Source organism: Ramlibacter algicola (genome assembly GCF_016641735.1).
Taxonomy (GTDB): domain Bacteria; phylum Pseudomonadota; class Gammaproteobacteria; order Burkholderiales; family Burkholderiaceae_C; genus Ramlibacter; species Ramlibacter algicola.
Genome location: NZ_JAEDAO010000001.1, coordinates 123578 through 138714 on the forward strand (window position 1 = coordinate 123578; position 15137 = coordinate 138714).

A 15137-nucleotide genomic window follows, 5' to 3' on the forward strand; every position below is an offset into this window, starting at 1 on the left:
CTCCTTCAGTGGGAACGGCGGCGGGTGTCCCACCGGTGGCGCAGCAGGCGGACGAGGCCCGCGACGCCGGTGGGCATGAGGTACATGAGGCCGATCAGGAACACGCCGTAGAGGGCCCACGGCGCGGCCTTGGAGATCTGGTCGGCGATGTTGGGAATGAACTGGATGAACAGCGCGCCGTAGAACGCGCCGGAAATCGAGGCCAGCCCGCCCACGACCACGCCGACCAGCAGCGTGATGGACAGGAAGATGGCGAACGAATCGGGCGACGCGAACTGCACCGCGATGGCCGACAGCGCGCCGGCGATGCCGGTGTACAGCGCCGACACGCCGAAGGTGGTGGACTTGTACAGCGCGGTGTTGATGCCCATGGCCTTGGCTGCCGTCGGCTGGTCACGGATGGCGACCAGCGCGCGGCCGACGCGGCCGCGCAGCAGGTTCCAGCCGGCCACGAAGAGCACGACGACCCAGAACAGCGTGAAGAAGTACAGCCACTGGTCCTGCGACAACGGGACGCCTTCCGGCGCATCGGGCTTGACGATCACCACGCCCATCGCGCCGCCGGTCCAGTGCTCGAAGGCCTTGTACTTGAGGATCTGCGGCATGGCGACGCCGAGCGCGAACGTCGCGAGCGCGAGGTACAGCCCTTCGAGCCGCAACGCCGGCAGCCCGAACAGGAAACCCGCGACGAAGCACACGAGCCCCGCGACGGGAATGGTCGCCCAGTACGGCCACCCGGCCTTGTCCATCAGGATCGCCGCGGCGTAGGCGCCGATGGCGAAGAACGCGCCGTGGCCCAGCGAGATCTGGCCGTTGTAGCCGGTGAGCATGTTCAGCCCGAGGATGGCGATCGCATACGCGAGCGCCAGCGTGAGCTGGAACACGCGGTAGTTGCCCAGCACGAAGGGCAGCACGCACGCCACCACCAGCAGCACGGCCAGGCCGATCCACTGCTTGCGGCCCAGCGCCTGGCGCGGCTTGGAGGCAGGTTGGTCGAGGACGGCAGCCATGCGTCAGACCCTCGCCACGTGGACTTGGCCGAACAGTCCCGAAGGCCGCACGACCAGCACCGCCACGATGATCACCAGCGCGACGGACAGCTTCAGCTCGGTGCCGAGCACCATGCCCACCAGGTTCTCCAGCACGCCGACCAGGAAGCCGCCGAGCACCGCGCCGCCGGGGCTGTCGATGCCGCCCAGCAGCGCTCCCGCAAACGCATAGAGCAGGATGCCGCCCATCATGTTCGGCTCCAGGAACACGATCGGCGCCACCATCATCCCGGCGACGGCGCCGATGGCCGACGCCAGCCCCCAGCCGAGCGCGAGCATCCAGCCCACGCGCACGCCGACCAGCCGCGACGACACCGGGTTCTGCGCCGCGGCGCGCATCGCGAGGCCCAGCGGCGTGAAGCGGAAGAACACGAACACCAGCACCAGCACGCCCAGCGTCACCAGCATCGAGCCCAGCTCATGCCCCGACAGCAGGCCGCCGGCGACCAGATCGGACGGGAACGGGCTCGGGAACGGCTTGATGGTGTACGAGTAGATCCAGCCGGCCAGGCTGTTGAAGATCACCAGCAGGCCGATGAAGACGATCACCACCGACAGCACCGAGCCGTTTTCCACCGGCCGCACGACCACGCGCTCGATCACGACGCCGGCGGCGAACGCGATCAGCACCGTGAGCGCGAACGCAACCCAGTACGGCAGGCCGGACTGCATCAGGGTCCACGACAGGTAGGTCGCGAACATCGCGAGCTCGCCCTGCGCGAAGTTCACCAGGTGCGTGGCCTGGTAGATCATGACCAGCGCGAGCGCGACGCTCGCGTAGATGCCGCCGGTCGCGAGGCCGGAGAGCACCTGGTGCAGCAACAGGTCCAAGGGCGCGGCTCCTTCAGTAACCCAGGTACGAGCGGCGGATCGACTCGTCGTTGCGGATGGACTCGGCGCTGCCGGAGATGACCACCCGGCCGGTCTCCAGCAGGTAGGCGTGGTCGGCCAGCTTGAGCGCGAGCGCGGCGTTCTGCTCCACCAGCAGCATGCTGGTGCGCTGCGACTTGTTGATCTCGCCGAAGATCTCGAACAGCTCCTGCACGATGCGGGGCGCCAGGCCGAACGACGGCTCGTCCAGCAAGAGCAGCCTGGGGCGCAGCATCAGCGCGCGCGACACCGCCAGCATCTGCTGCTCGCCGCCCGAGAGCGTGCCGGCCTGCTGCTTGAGCCGCTCTCGCAAGCGCGGGAACCACTGCAGCAGCCGCTCGCGGTCCTCGCCCACCTGCTCCTTGTCCTTGCGCGTGTACGCGCCCAGCCGCAGGTTCTCGTCCACCGTGAGGTTCATGAACGTGCCGCGGCCATCGGGCACGTGCGCGACGCCGGCGCGCACGATGGCCTCGGTGGCCTTGCCGTCGATTCGCTCGCCGCCCAGCCACACCTCGCCTTGCGTGCGCACCATCGCGCACACCGCGCGCAGCGTGGTGGTCTTGCCGGCGCCGTTGGCGCCCAGGATGGTGGTGATGCCGCCTTCGCGCACCTCGAAGTCGATGCCGTGCAGCACGCGCGTCGGCCCGTACTGCGCATGCAGCCCCTTCACTTGCAGCAAGGGAGTGCTCATGCTTCGGCCCCCAGATAGGCGCGCACGACGTCCGGGTGCGCCTGCACCTCCGCGGGCGTGCCGTCGGCGATCTTGCGGCCGAAGTCGAGGGCGACGACCTGGTCGGAGACGCGCATCACGAGATTCATGTGGTGCTCGACCAGCAGGATGGTCAGGCGCAGTTCGGACTGGATGCGGCGCAGCAGCTGCCGCAGGCCGTCGACCTCTTCGTGGTTCAGGCCGCCGGCGGGTTCGTCGAGCAGCAGCAGCTTGGGCTCGCTCATCAGGGCCCGCGCGAACTCGACGCGCTTGGCGGTGCCGAACGGCAGGTCGGACACGGGGCGCTGCGCGACGTCCTGCAGGTCCAGCAGGGCCATCAGGCGCTCGGCCTGGTCGGACAGCCGGTGCTCCTCGCGCCGCACGGCGGGCAGGCGCAGCGCGTTGGCCAGGAAGCCGCTGCCGGTGCGGCAATGGCCGCCCACCATCACGTTGTCGCGCACGCTCATCGTGCGGAACAGCGCCAGGTTCTGGAACGTGCGCCCGATGCCCAACGCGGCGATGCGGTGCGCCGGCGACTGCTCCAGCGGCGTGCCTTCGAACAGGATGCTGCCTTCGGTGGGCACGTACAGGCGCGACAGGCAATTGAACAGCGTGGTCTTGCCCGCGCCGTTGGGACCGATGAGGCCGGTGATGGCGCCGCGCGCGATGGCGAACGACACGCCGTCCAGCGCGGTGATGCCGCCGAAGCGGACGGTCACGCCGCGCACGTCGAGCAGGGGCAGGGAAGGATCTTGGACGGCCATCGCGTGGATGGCGCTTTATCGCCGCGCGGCGCGTCGCGCGAACTTGGGACTTACCCGGCGGGGGGTCGCACGCGCGACGACTCAGCCGACCGCCGCGAGCAGCCAGGACGCCACCGCAGCGGGCATCCAGCGCACGTGCGTGGGCCAGGGACCCGAGGGAAATCCCACGTGCCCGCCCTGGATGGGTTGCCACAAATGCACTTGCGGGCCGACCTCGTCCTCGCGGGGCAGGCTCGAGGCCGGCACGAATGGATCGTTGCGCGCGTTGAGCACGAGCGCGGGAATGCGGATGCGGGCGAGGTGCGGCTTGGCCGAGGCGCGGACCCAGTAGTCCTCGGTGTCGCGAAAGCCGTGCAGCGGCGCGGTGAACACGTTGTCGAACTCGTAGAGGTCGCGCGCGGCCAGCAGCGCCTCGCGGTCGAACAGGCCCGGATGCTGCGCGAGCTTGCGCAGCGCCTTGGGCCGCATCGTGCGCAGGAACATCGTCGTGTAGACCAGCCGGTTGAAGCCGCGGCCGATCGCGTGGCCGCCGGCGCGCAAGTCGATCGGCGAGCACACGGACGCGACGGCGTCGGCGTGGCGCGCGGCCACCTCGCCGTGCTCGCCCGCCCAGCGCATCAGCGCGTTGCCGCCCAGCGAGATGCCGACGGCAAGCAACCGGCCTGCGTGCTGCTCGCGCAGGCGCGCCAGGATCCAGCCGATCTCCTCGTGGTCGCCCGAGTGGTACGCGCGCGGGCCGTGGTTGAGCTCGCCGCTGCAGCCGCGGAAGTGCGGCACGACGTAGCGCAGGCCGTGTTCGCGCGCGACGTCCGCGAACGCTTCCGCATAGTGGCTGCGCGAGGACCCTTCGAGGCCGTGGAAGAGGACGAGCAGCGGCGCCCCGGGCGGCACGACGTGCTCGCTCCAGTCGAGGTCGATGAAGTCGCCGTCCGGCGTCGTCCAGCGCTCGCGGCGGTAGCTGGGTGCCAAGCCTTCGGTGCGGCGCGCGTACAGCGCCGGCCAGATCGTCTGCAGGTTGCCACCGGGCAGCCACCACGGCGCCGCGTACGCGGGCGCGGCCCCACGCATCAGTGCAGCACCGACGGCGTGTCCGAGACCTCCTGGATCTCGCTGGCCGTCCCCGGGCTCGCGTGGTGCGCGACGAGGCGCCAGCCCTGCGCGGTCTTGTGCCACACGTTGGTCGCGATGACCCACGCGACACGCGGGCCCTGCGGCGTCAGCACCTCGACCTTCTCCAGCAGGCTGTGCACGCAGCAGCCAAGCGACTCGACCTTGCGCACGCGCTCGGGCCAGGCGCGGATGCTGCCGTTGGCGAACATCGCCTCGAAGGTCGCGCGGATCGCCGTCGGGCCGACGACGCGCGGCCCGCCCGGATGGATGCAGACGATGTCGTCCTCGTCGGCCCAGCAGGCCATCAGCTTGTCGATGTCGGCGTTCTGCAGCGCTTCGTAGAAGGCCGCTTCCACCTCGTCGGCGTGGCCCTCGAGATTGGCCGCCTGGAGCTTGGACTTGCGCATGGCCGTGATTTAACCCGATCCCGCCTGCAGCCACTTCCGGACGGCGTCGCGCACGTCGCCCTGCGCGGCCGACCAGACGAACTCCGAGGCCGCCACGTGGATGCCCGCCGGCGCGAGCTGCAGCGCATGCGACACGAACTCCGCGATGCGCGGCGAGCGCACCGGCTGCTCGCGGTCCGGCACCATGAAGCGCGTGATCGACAGCATCCACCGGGCCAGGCCCGGCAGCAGGCCCGGGACGCCGTCGGACTTGGGCTTCTGCGCCGAGCGCACGATGAGCAGGCGGTCGAAGCCACACGCCGCGACCGCATGCTCGTCGAGGCTGGCCAGCCCGCGCTTGAGCGACTCGGGCAGGCGCCCTTGCGCATGGGGCAGGACGATCGCCAGCGTGGTGACGCCACTGCGCCGCATCCAGCGCGCCAGCGCGGGCAGTTGCTGCGGCGCCGGTGTCCACAAGGCACGCTCGCGTTCGTAGAACAGGCGCGGCGGTTCGAACAGCACGACGCCGACATCGGCCGAACCGGCGGGCCACGCGTCGGGATCGTCGGACGGAACCAGCGTCGCCCCGACCGCGCGCACGCCGGTGGTGATCGGCTCGCGCGCCAGCACCTGCGTGGTCGCGTAGTGCTGCAGGCCGACGAGGCGCCGCAGCACCTCCGTGCCGAGCACGCCCGTCGCGCCCGCCACCAGCAGCCGCGGCCGCGCGGGCCGCTCGTCGCGCGGGCCGCGCGCCGCGGCGTGCAGGGCTTGAATCGGCCCGTCACGCATCCCATCTATGCTACCGTCGCCCACCCTTGCCCAAGGAGCCTTCGAGATGATCCGACGCTGGTTCGCCCTCCTCGCCGCCGCCCTCGCGCTGTCGACGCTGTCGGGCTGCGGCTACAACGACTTCCAGCGCCTGGACGAGCAGACGCGTTCGGCCTGGGCCGAGGTGCTGAACCAGTACCAGCGGCGGGCCGACCTCGTGCCCAACCTCGTCGCCACCGTGAAGGGCGAAGCCAACTTCGAGCAGGAAACGCTCACCCGGGTCGTCGAGGCACGCGCGAAGGCGACGTCGGTGCAGGTGACGCCCCAGACGATCGACAACCCGGCCGCGTTCCAGAAGTTCCAGCAGGCACAGGGCGAGCTGTCCAGCGCGCTCAGCCGCCTGCTCGTGGTCAGCGAACGCTACCCGGACCTGAAGGCCAACCAGGGCTTCCGCGACCTGCGCGTGCAGCTCGAAGGCACCGAGAACCGCATCACCGTCGCGCGCAACCGCTACATCCAGTCGGTGCAGGAGTACAACGTGCTCGCGCGCAGCTTCCCGAGCAACCTCACCGCCATGGTGTTCGGCTACGAGCCCAAGCCCAACTTCACGGTGCAGAACGAGGCCCAGATCTCCACGCCGCCGACCGTCGACTTCGGCGCCGGCAGCGCCAGCCAGCCGAAGAAGTGACGCTGCTGCGGCTGCTCGCGCTCGCGTGGGCGCTGCTCGCAGGCAGCGTCTTCGCCCAGGGCGTGCAGCCCGTGCCGGCGCTCACGGCGCGGGTGGTCGACCAGACCGGCACGCTCGACGACATCCAGCGCACCGGCCTCGAGCAGAAGCTCGCGGACTTCGAGCGCACCAAGGGCACGCAGGTCGTGGTGCTGCTGGTGCGCACCACGCAGCCCGAGGACATCTCCAGCTACGCCAACCGCGTGGCCAACGAGTGGAAGATCGGCCGCAAGCAGGTCGGCGACGGCGTGGTCGTGATCGTCGCCAAGGACGACCGCAAGGTGCGCATCGAGGTGGCCAAGTCGCTCGAAGGCGCGGTGCCGGACCTCGCGGCGCGGCAGATCATCGACGACGCGATGACGCCGCGCTTCCGCCAGGGCGACTTCGCCGGTGGCCTGCAGGCCGCGCTCGACCAGCTGTTCGCGCGCATCAGCGGCGAGCAACTGCCCGTGCCGCCGCAGCGCACCTGGCACGACGGCGATGCACGCGGGAATGCGGACGGCGTCGACTGGTGGGACTCGGCCATCTTCCTGTTCTTCGCGGTGCCGATCGGCAGCGCGGTGCTGCGCCGCATGTTCGGCCGGCCGCTCGGCACGCTGCTCACCGGCGGCGGCGTCGGTGCGCTCGCCTGGCTCTTCACGTCCAGCCTGCTGGTCGCCGGGGTCGCCGGCGTCATCGCCTTGTTCGTCGCGCTGTTCTCCGGCCTCGGCGGCGGCCGCCGTGGGGGCTGGTCCAGCGGACCCTACATCGGCGGCGGCTGGGGCGGAGGTGGCTTGGGTGGCGGTGGTGGATGGTCGGGCGGCGGCGGTGGCTTCAGCTCCGGCGGTGGCGGCGATTTCGGGGGCGGCGGCGCCTCGGGAGACTGGTGATGCTGCAACGGCTGCGACGCCTCGTTCGCCACCGCTGGCTCGACGATCGCGTGCAAGGCGCGATCCCGCAGGACCTGGTGCGGCGGCTCGCGGACCGCGTGGCCGCGAGCGAGCGCCGCCACACGGGCGAAGTGCGCATCTGCGTGGAGTCATCCCTGCCGACCAGCTACCTGTGGCGCGGCGCAACGGCGCGGCAACGAGCGATCACGATGTTCGGCAAGCTGCGCGTGTGGGACACCGAGCACAACAACGGCGTCCTCATCTACCTGCTGCTGGCCGAGCATGCGATCGAGATCGTGGCCGACCGCGGGCTCGCGCGCCGCGTCGATGCGCGCATCTGGGACGCGCTCGTGCGCCGCATGGGCGCGGCGTTCCGCGAAGGCCGCTACGAGGAGGGCCTCACGGATGCGCTGGCCGAAGTGTCGGCGCTGCTCGTGCAGCACTTCCCGGCCGAGCCAGGCAGCGTGCGGCCGAACGAATTGCCAGACGAACCCGTGCTCGGCTGAAGGCATTCGGCCTAGACTGGCGCATGGACAGCGAAGAACTCCTCGCCTTGGTCGGCGCCAGCATCGCGGTGGCTGCGGGCCTGGCGTTGCACTTCCGGCAACGCCCGACCTCCACGCGCCGCATGCTGCGGCGCGCGGCCGGCTTCGGCGCGCTGCTGGGCGCCGCGGCGCTCGCCCTGGCCGACTGACTTCAGCGATCGCCGGAGCGGATCTCGCCCTTGCGGTTCGCGTCCGCGGAATCCTTCAATCGCTGCTTGCGCGCCTCGCGCTTTTCCTCGCGCGAGTACTTCTGCGTGCTGCCGGTGTCCGGCCCTGCGCCGCTGGCTTCGGGCACGCTGCGCAATTCACCGGCCCTGTTCTCGCGCGAGAGTTCGGCCCGGCGTTCGCGCCGCGCCGCCTGCCGCTCGCTCTTCGTGCCGGTGGCGCCCGCCTTGCCGGCGGCCTTGGTGCCGGAAGGATCCTCCTTGGACTGCGCCATCGCGGGGCCGCAGGCGCCGGCGACGGCCAGTGCCAGGGCGAAAGTCAGGTGCTTCGTGTGCATGGGGCTCCTTTTGTGGTTGGGGGGCGGGATGCCCGGCACGGACGTGCCAGGGCGAGGAACCCGTCAGGCTAGCGATGCGCCTGCGCGGCAGTTTGTCGGACGGCGACGCATGTGCCCCCGAATGCGAAAAGGGCACCCGAAGGTGCCCTGTCCCGACGCTAGCGAGGTAGCGCGTCAGTTCTTCACGTCGCCATTGGGCTGCAGCAGGGCGATGGACACGTAGCTGCCGCCATGGCGGAAGTTCGGCTTGAAGTCGACCACGTAGCCGCCGGCGTCGTAGCGGCCTAGGCTGCTCAGCGCCTTGTGCAGCGAAGCACGCGTGACTTCCTTGCCCGAGCGGCGCATGCCTTCGACGAGCACCTTGGCGGCGATGCACGACTCGAGCGCCGTGACGGACATCGTCTCCTTCTGCCCGGACGACGTCCACGCTTCGCCGCACTCGCGCACGACGGTCACGCTGTTCGAGCGCGGGTTGGGCACCGTGAGCGACACCGACACCTTCGTGGCGTCCGGGCCGAGCGCCTTCGCCAGCTGCGACGCGCCGGCGAACGACAGGCTCGTGATCATCGACGCCCCGCCCGCGGCCTTCATCTTCTTGACCAGCTGCGCCGCCGGTGCGTACAGCGTGGTGATGACCAGCACGTTCGGCTTCGAGTCCATCACCGCCTTCACGTTCGCGTCGGTGACTTCGGCATTGCGCCTGATCGCCACCGACACCGGCGTGCGGTTGAACTTCTTCAGCACCGTGGCGACGGTCTCGAAGTTCTGCTTGCCCACCGGGTCGTCGTAGTGCAGCACCGTCACGCTGGTGCTGTCCAGGTTGCCCCAGAAGTTGATGATCTTCTCGATCTCGTCGGCGTAGGTCGCGCGGATCGTGTAGACGAAATCGTTCTGCTTGCGGATGGTGTCGGCGCCGGTGAACGGAGCGAAGAACGGCACCTTGCCCTCCTTCACCTTGGGCATGGCGGGAATGCTCAGCGTGGAGGACGCGTAGCCGAACAGCGCGACCGCGTTCTCGTCCTCGACCAGCTTGGCCGTGTTCTCGGCCGACAGCTTGGTGTCGTTGCGGTCGTCGAACGTGACCAGCTTGATCTTGTGGCCCGCGACACCGCCGTTGTCGTTGACCTTCTTGAAGTAGGCCAGCGCGCCGTTGCGGATGTCGTTGCCGAGTTCGGCGTTGCCGCCGGTCAGCGGTGCGGACTGGCCGACCACGATGTCGGCGCTGGCGAATGGCGTTGCCGCCGCGAACAGCACGGTGCAGAGCAGCTTGCGCATGGGGATGGTTCTCCTGGGATGCCCGGCTCGAAGGCGCGGGTCGACTGCGGAAGGATACGGCTGAGCCAGCGGCCGCGCAATGAAAAAAGCCCCGGGCCGGGCGGCGCGGGGCTTTCGCAACGGACCTGCGACGCAGGTCACTTCTTCTGGCGGTACTTGCGCAGGGCCGCGAGCTGCGCGGCCATGACGGCGAGCTCGGACTGCGCCTTCGCGATGTCCACTTCGCTCTTCGCGTTCTTCAGCGCTTCCTCGGCCGCGCGGCGCGCGTCCTCGGCCTTCTGCTCGTCGAGGTCCTTGCCGCGGATGGCGGTGTCGGACAGCACGGTCACGCGGTTCGGCTGCACCTCGAGGATGCCGCCCGCGACGAACACGAACTCCTCGCCGCCGTCGGCCTTCTCGATGCGCACCGAGCCGGGCCGCACGCGCGTGATCAGCGGCGTGTGGCGCGGGTAGATGCCCAGTTCGCCGGCTTCGCCGGGCAGGGCGACGAAGCGCGCCTCGCCCGAGAAGATCGACTCCTCGGCACTCACCACGTCGACTTGGATGGTGTGGGTGGGATCAGCCATGCCGGGGCCTTCAGGCCGCCATCTTCTTGGCCTTCTCGAAGGCCTCGTCGATGGTGCCGACCATGTAGAACGCCTGCTCCGGCAGGTGGTCGCACTCGCCGGCGACGATCATCTTGAAGCCGCGGATGGTCTCGGACAGCGGCACGTACTTGCCCGGCGAGCCGGTGAACACCTCGGCCACGTGGAACGGCTGCGACAGGAAGCGCTGGATCTTGCGGGCGCGGGCCACGGCCAGCTTGTCTTCCGGCGCGAGTTCGTCCATGCCCAGGATCGCGATGATGTCGCGCAGTTCCTTGTAGCGCTGCAGCGTCGACTGCACGGCACGCGTGGTCTCGTAGTGGTCCTGGCCCACGACGTTCGGGTCGACCTGGCGGGACGTGGAGTCCAGCGGGTCCACCGCGGGGTAGATGCCCAGCGAGGCGATGTCGCGCGACAGCACCACGGTGGCGTCCAGGTGGGCGAAGGTCGTGGCGGGCGACGGGTCGGTGAGGTCGTCCGCGGGGACGTAGACGGCCTGGATGGAGGTGATCGAGCCGACCTTGGTCGACGTGATGCGCTCCTGCAGGCGGCCCATTTCCTCGGCCAGCGTCGGCTGGTAGCCCACGGCGGACGGCATGCGGCCCAGCAGCGCGGACACTTCCGTGCCGGCCAGCGTGTAGCGGTAGATGTTGTCCACGAAGAACAGCACGTCGCGGCCTTCGTCGCGGAACGACTCGGCGATCGTCAGGCCGGTCAGCGCCACGCGCAGGCGGTTGCCCGGGGGCTCGTTCATCTGGCCGTACACCATGGCCACTTTCGACTCGCCCAGGTTGTCCAGGTTCACGACGCCCGAGTCGGCCATCTCGTGATAGAAGTCGTTGCCCTCGCGGGTGCGCTCACCCACGCCGGCGAACACCGACAGGCCCGAGTGCGCCTTGGCGATGTTGTTGATCAACTCCATCATGTTCACGGTCTTGCCGACGCCGGCGCCACCGAACAGGCCCACCTTGCCGCCCTTGGCGAACGGGCAGATCAGGTCGATCACCTTGATGCCGGTTTCCAGCAGCTCCTGCGACGGCGACAGCTCGTCGTACGCCGGGGCCTTGCGGTGGATCGAGGCGGTGAGCGACTGGTCCACCGGACCGCGCTCGTCGATCGGGTTGCCCAGCACGTCCATGATGCGGCCCAGCGTGGCCTTGCCCACCGGGACGGTGATGGCCGCGCCGGTGTTGTAGACCACCAGCCCGCGGCGCAGGCCGTCGGTGGAGCCCAGCGCGATGGTTCGCACCACGCCGTCACCCAGCTGCTGCTGCACTTCCAGCGTCAGCGCGGAGCCTTCCATCTTCAGCGCGTCGTACACGCGGGGCATCTGGTCCCGGGCGAATTCGACGTCGACGACGGCGCCGATGCACTGGACGATCTTTCCTTGGTTCTGAGCCATGTTCTTGCTCTCCGAAATTAAACCGCTGCGGCGCCCGACACGATCTCCGAAAGCTCTTTCGTGATCGCGGCCTGGCGCGTCTTGTTGTAGACCAGCTTGAGCTCGCCGATCAGGTTGCCGGCGTTGTCGGTCGCCGCCTTCATGGCGACCATGCGCGCCGACTGCTCGGAAGCCATGTTCTCCGCCACCGCCTGGTAGACCAGCGCCTCGACGTAGCGCACCAGCAGCTCGTCGATGACGGTCTGCGCGTCCGGCTCGTAGATGTAGTCCCAGCCGTGGTCGCCCGACGCGTGCGTCTCGGCGCGCATCTTCTCGGCCGACAGCGGCAGCAGCTGCTCGACGACCGGTTCCTGCTTCATCGTGTTGATGAACTTCGTGTAGCACAGGTACACGGCCGACAGCTTGCCCTCGGCGTACTGGTCCAGCAGCACCTTGACGGGGCCGATCAGGCGCTCGAGGTGCGGCGTGTCGCCCAGCTGCGTGACGTGCGAGACGACGCGCGCGCCGATGCGGTTCATGAAGCCCAGGCCCTTGTTGCCGATGGCAACGACCTGCGACTGCACGCCCTGGTCCTGCAGCTCGCGCAGCTTGCCGGTGACGGCGCGCAGCACGTTGGTGTTCAGGCCGCCGCACAGCCCCTTGTCGGTGGACACCACGATGAACCCGGCCGCCTTCATGTCGTTGTGCTTCATGAAGGCGTGCGTGTACTCGGGGTTGGCCTTTCCGAGGTTGGAGGCGATGTTGCGGACCTTCTCGCTGTACGGGCGCGCGGAGCGCATGCGCTCCTGCGCCTTGCGCATCTTGGAGGCGGCGACCATTTCCATGGCCTTGGTGATCTTCTTGGTGTTCTCCACCGACTTGATCTTGCCGCGAATCTCTTTGCCTGCAGCCATTGCTGTTCCTTAGGGACCGTCACGCCGGCGCGCAGGGCGCCGGCATGGGGCCGGTGTTTAGGCGAAGGTCTTCTTGAACGCTTCGATCGCGCTGGCCAGCTCGGCCTCGGACTCCTTGTCCATGGCCTTGTTGGTTTCCAGCTTCTGGACCAGGGCGGCGTGCTTGTCCTTCAGCCAGGCGTGCAGCCCGGATTCGAACGACAGCACCTTCTTGACGTCGAGGTCGTCGAAGTAGCCCTTGTTCACCGCGAACAGCGAGGCGGCCATCATCGAGATGGACAGCGGGCTGTACTGCGGCTGCTTGAGCAGTTCCGTCACGCGGGCGCCGCGATCCAGCTGCTTGCGCGTGGCTGCATCGAGGTCGGAAGCGAACTGCGCGAACGCGGCCAGCTCACGGTACTGCGCCAGGTCGGTCCGGATACCGCCGGACAGGCCCTTGATCAGCTTGGTCTGGGCGGCACCACCGACGCGCGACACCGAGATACCCGCGTTGATGGCGGGACGGATGCCGGCGTTGAACAGCGACGTTTCCAGGAAGATCTGGCCGTCGGTGATCGAGATCACGTTGGTCGGCACGAACGCGGACACGTCGCCGGCCTGCGTCTCGATGATCGGCAGCGCGGTCAGCGAGCCGGTCTTGCCCTTGACTTCACCCTTGGTGAAGGCTTCCACGTAGTCGGCGTTCACGCGCGCGGCGCGCTCCAGCAGGCGGCTGTGGAGATAGAACACGTCGCCGGGATAGGCTTCGCGGCCCGGCGGACGGCGCAGCAGCAGCGAGACCTGGCGGTACGCGACGGCCTGCTTGGACAGGTCGTCATAGATGATCAGGGCGTCCTGGCCGCGGTCGCGGAAGTACTCGCCCATCGTGCAGCCGGAGTACGCCGAGACGTACTGCATGGCAGCCGATTCGGAGGCCGACGCGGCCACCACGATCGTGTACTCCATCGCGCCGTTGGCCTCGAGGGCGCGCACGATGTTCTTGATGGTCGACGCCTTCTGGCCGATGGCCACGTAGACGCAGACCATGTTCTGGCCCTTCTGGTTGATGATCGCGTCGACCGCCACCGCCGACTTGCCGGTCTGGCGGTCGCCGATGATCAGCTCGCGCTGGCCACGGCCGATCGGCACCATCGCGTCGATCGACTTCAGGCCGGTCTGCACCGGCTGGTCCACCGACTTGCGCGCGATCACGCCGGGCGCGACCTTCTCGATCACGTCGGTCAGCTTGGCGTTGATGGGACCCTTGCCGTCGATCGGCTGGCCCAGCGCGTTGACCACGCGGCCAATCAGTTCGGGGCCGACGGGCACTTCCAGGATGCGGCCCGTGCACTTGACGGTGTCGCCTTCCGAGATGTGCTCGTACTCGCCCAGGATCACGGCGCCGACGGAGTCGCGCTCGAGGTTCAGGGCCAGGCCGAACGTCGGCTGGCCGCTGGGGGTCGGCGGGAACTCCAGCATCTCGCCGGCCATCGCTTCGGACAGGCCGTGGATGCGGACGATGCCGTCGGTGACCGAGATCACCGTGCCCTGGTTGCGGATGTCGGCGCTGGCCGCGAGGCCCTCGATCCGGCTCTTGATCAGTTCGCTAATTTCTGCGGGATTGAGCTGCATGACTCGTTCCTTGTGTCCTTGTGGGAGCGGGGCGGCCTCAGGCCGTCAGCGCCAACTTCATTTGCTCGAGGCGGGCCTTCACCGAGGTGTCCAGCACCTCGTCGCCGACCACCACGCGGATGCCGCCGATCAGCGACTCGTCCTGCTGCACCGTGACATTGAGCTTGCGGCCGAAGCGCTTCTCCAGCGCCTGTGCCACGTCGCCCAGCTGGTCGGCGGCGATCGGGAACGCGCTGTAGACGATCGCATCGGACGCACCGCCCAGCGCGTTCTTCATCGCGCGGTACTGCGCGGCCACTTCGGGCAGCGCGACGAGGCGGTTGTTCTCGATCACCGTGCGCAGGAAGTTCTGGCCCACGGGCGGCAGAGCGCCGCGCTGGATCGACACGACAAGGTCGTAGACCTGCTGGTCGGTGACCTTGGGGTTGTCCGCGTACTGCTGCAGCTGCTCGTTGCCGGCGACGGCGGCGAGCGAATCGAGCCATTCCGAAGTGCCGTCCAGGTCCGACCGGGTGGACTTGAACAGCGCCTCGGCGTACGGGCGCGCAATGGTGGCGAGTTCGGCCATCGGTGCGTCCCTTACAGCTCGGCCTTCAGGCGGCCAAGCAGGTCGGCGTGCACGCCGGCGTTGACTTCCTTGCGCAGGATCTGCTCGGCGCCCTTGACCGCCAGCACGGCGACCTGGTCGCGCAGCTGCTCGCGGGCATGGATCGCCTGCTGGTCGGCCTCGGCCTTCGCGGCGGCGACGATCTTGGCGGCCTCGTCGCCGGCGCGGTGCTTGGCCTCGTCGACGATCGCCTGCGCGCGGCGCTCGGCGTCGGCCAGCAGCTGCGCGATCTGGTTGCGCGACTTGGCCAGCTCCTCGTCGACCTTCGCGTTCGCGGCGGCCAGCTCGGTCTTGGCGCGGTCGGCCGCGGCCAGGCCTTCGGCGATCTTCGCGGCCCGCTCGTCCAGCGCGGCGGCGATCGGCGGCCACACGTACTTCATCGTGAACCCGACCAGGATCAGGAACACGATGATCTGAATGATGAGGGTACCGGTGATGCTCACTTGGTCATCCTTGCTCCCGGCCG

Annotated in this window: 19 protein-coding genes; 4 read left to right on the forward strand and 15 right to left on the reverse strand. The window is 69.1% G+C overall.

The annotated features are described in order from the left end of the window. Nucleotides 1-5: 5 nt before the first annotated feature. The 7 genes from I8E28_RS00555 to I8E28_RS00585 form a co-directional block, all read right to left on the reverse strand. Nucleotides 6-1010: a branched-chain amino acid ABC transporter permease gene (locus I8E28_RS00555; RefSeq protein WP_200785914.1), complete on the reverse strand. Its 1005-nt coding sequence runs from the start codon at nucleotides 1008-1010 to the stop codon at nucleotides 6-8. Between the two features lie 3 nt (nucleotides 1011-1013). After that, nucleotides 1014-1880, reverse strand: a complete 867-nt coding sequence (locus tag I8E28_RS00560; protein WP_200785915.1) for a branched-chain amino acid ABC transporter permease — start codon at nucleotides 1878-1880, stop codon at nucleotides 1014-1016. Nucleotides 1881-1893: 13 nt separating this feature from the next. Next, on the reverse strand, nucleotides 1894-2610 hold the full coding sequence (locus I8E28_RS00565) for an ABC transporter ATP-binding protein (RefSeq protein WP_200785916.1): 717 nt from the start codon (nucleotides 2608-2610) through the stop codon (nucleotides 1894-1896). Beyond that, entirely contained in the window at nucleotides 2607-3392 is a 786-nt protein-coding gene (locus I8E28_RS00570; protein WP_200785917.1) for an ABC transporter ATP-binding protein, read from the reverse strand. The genes I8E28_RS00565 and I8E28_RS00570 overlap by 4 nt, the downstream gene beginning before the upstream one ends. 81 nt (nucleotides 3393-3473) lie before the next feature. Continuing rightward, the gene (locus tag I8E28_RS00575) at nucleotides 3474-4460 is read right to left on the reverse strand and encodes a YheT family hydrolase (protein ID WP_200785918.1); all 987 of its coding nucleotides are present in this window, start codon (nucleotides 4458-4460) and stop codon (nucleotides 3474-3476) included. Further along, nucleotides 4460-4909, reverse strand: coding sequence for a YybH family protein (locus I8E28_RS00580; protein WP_200785919.1), 450 nt, complete (start codon nucleotides 4907-4909; stop codon nucleotides 4460-4462). The genes I8E28_RS00575 and I8E28_RS00580 overlap by 1 nt, the downstream gene beginning before the upstream one ends. Before the next feature lie 9 nt (nucleotides 4910-4918). Continuing rightward, complete coding sequence (locus I8E28_RS00585; RefSeq protein ID WP_200785920.1) at nucleotides 4919-5677, reverse strand: Rossmann-fold NAD(P)-binding domain-containing protein; 759 nt, start codon at nucleotides 5675-5677, stop codon at nucleotides 4919-4921. 46 nt (nucleotides 5678-5723) lie between these two features. Between I8E28_RS00585 and I8E28_RS00590 the strand changes: the two genes are divergently transcribed. Genes I8E28_RS00590 through I8E28_RS00605 form a run of 4 tightly spaced genes read left to right on the forward strand, consistent with a single transcriptional unit; the run spans nucleotide 5724 to nucleotide 7946 of the window. Continuing rightward, complete coding sequence (locus I8E28_RS00590; RefSeq protein ID WP_200785921.1) at nucleotides 5724-6344, forward strand: LemA family protein; 621 nt, start codon at nucleotides 5724-5726, stop codon at nucleotides 6342-6344. Further along, entirely contained in the window at nucleotides 6341-7252 is a 912-nt protein-coding gene (locus I8E28_RS00595) for a TPM domain-containing protein (RefSeq protein ID WP_200785922.1), read from the forward strand. Before I8E28_RS00590 ends, I8E28_RS00595 begins: the two co-directional genes overlap by 4 nt. Beyond that, nucleotides 7252-7758 (forward strand): TPM domain-containing protein, encoded by a 507-nt coding sequence (locus I8E28_RS00600; protein ID WP_200785923.1) that lies wholly within the window; start codon nucleotides 7252-7254, stop codon nucleotides 7756-7758. Before I8E28_RS00595 ends, I8E28_RS00600 begins: the two co-directional genes overlap by 1 nt. Nucleotides 7759-7781: 23 nt before the next feature. Then, nucleotides 7782-7946, forward strand: coding sequence for a hypothetical protein (locus I8E28_RS00605; RefSeq protein ID WP_200785924.1), 165 nt, complete (start codon nucleotides 7782-7784; stop codon nucleotides 7944-7946). A gap of 2 nt (nucleotides 7947-7948) precedes the next feature. Here I8E28_RS00605 and I8E28_RS00610 read toward each other — a convergent pair whose 3' ends face one another. From I8E28_RS00610 to I8E28_RS00645, 8 genes are all read right to left on the reverse strand, one after another. Continuing rightward, a complete protein-coding gene (locus tag I8E28_RS00610) occupies nucleotides 7949-8299 on the reverse strand; it encodes a hypothetical protein (protein WP_200785925.1) in 351 nt (116 codons plus the stop codon). A 174-nt stretch (nucleotides 8300-8473) separates the two neighbouring features. After that, nucleotides 8474-9574, reverse strand: coding sequence for an ABC transporter substrate-binding protein (locus I8E28_RS00615; RefSeq protein WP_200785926.1), 1101 nt, complete (start codon nucleotides 9572-9574; stop codon nucleotides 8474-8476). Between the two features lie 137 nt (nucleotides 9575-9711). Next, nucleotides 9712-10140, reverse strand: a complete 429-nt coding sequence (locus tag I8E28_RS00620; RefSeq protein WP_200785927.1) for a F0F1 ATP synthase subunit epsilon — start codon at nucleotides 10138-10140, stop codon at nucleotides 9712-9714. Between the two features lie 10 nt (nucleotides 10141-10150). Beyond that, a complete protein-coding gene (gene atpD / locus I8E28_RS00625; protein WP_200785928.1) occupies nucleotides 10151-11560 on the reverse strand; it encodes a F0F1 ATP synthase subunit beta in 1410 nt (469 codons plus the stop codon). A 17-nt stretch (nucleotides 11561-11577) separates the two neighbouring features. Beyond that, nucleotides 11578-12453 carry a F0F1 ATP synthase subunit gamma gene (gene atpG, locus I8E28_RS00630; protein WP_200785929.1) on the reverse strand — a complete coding sequence of 292 codons (876 nt, stop codon included), beginning with the start codon at nucleotides 12451-12453 and terminating at the stop codon, nucleotides 11578-11580. A gap of 57 nt (nucleotides 12454-12510) precedes the next feature. Beyond that, nucleotides 12511-14064 carry a F0F1 ATP synthase subunit alpha gene (gene atpA / locus I8E28_RS00635; protein WP_200785930.1) on the reverse strand — a complete coding sequence of 518 codons (1554 nt, stop codon included), beginning with the start codon at nucleotides 14062-14064 and terminating at the stop codon, nucleotides 12511-12513. 37 nt (nucleotides 14065-14101) lie between these two features. Beyond that, entirely contained in the window at nucleotides 14102-14632 is a 531-nt protein-coding gene (locus I8E28_RS00640; RefSeq protein WP_200785931.1) for a F0F1 ATP synthase subunit delta, read from the reverse strand. An 11-nt stretch (nucleotides 14633-14643) separates the two neighbouring features. Then, a complete protein-coding gene (locus tag I8E28_RS00645; RefSeq protein ID WP_200785932.1) occupies nucleotides 14644-15114 on the reverse strand; it encodes a F0F1 ATP synthase subunit B in 471 nt (156 codons plus the stop codon). Nucleotides 15115-15137: the final 23 nt, after the last annotated feature.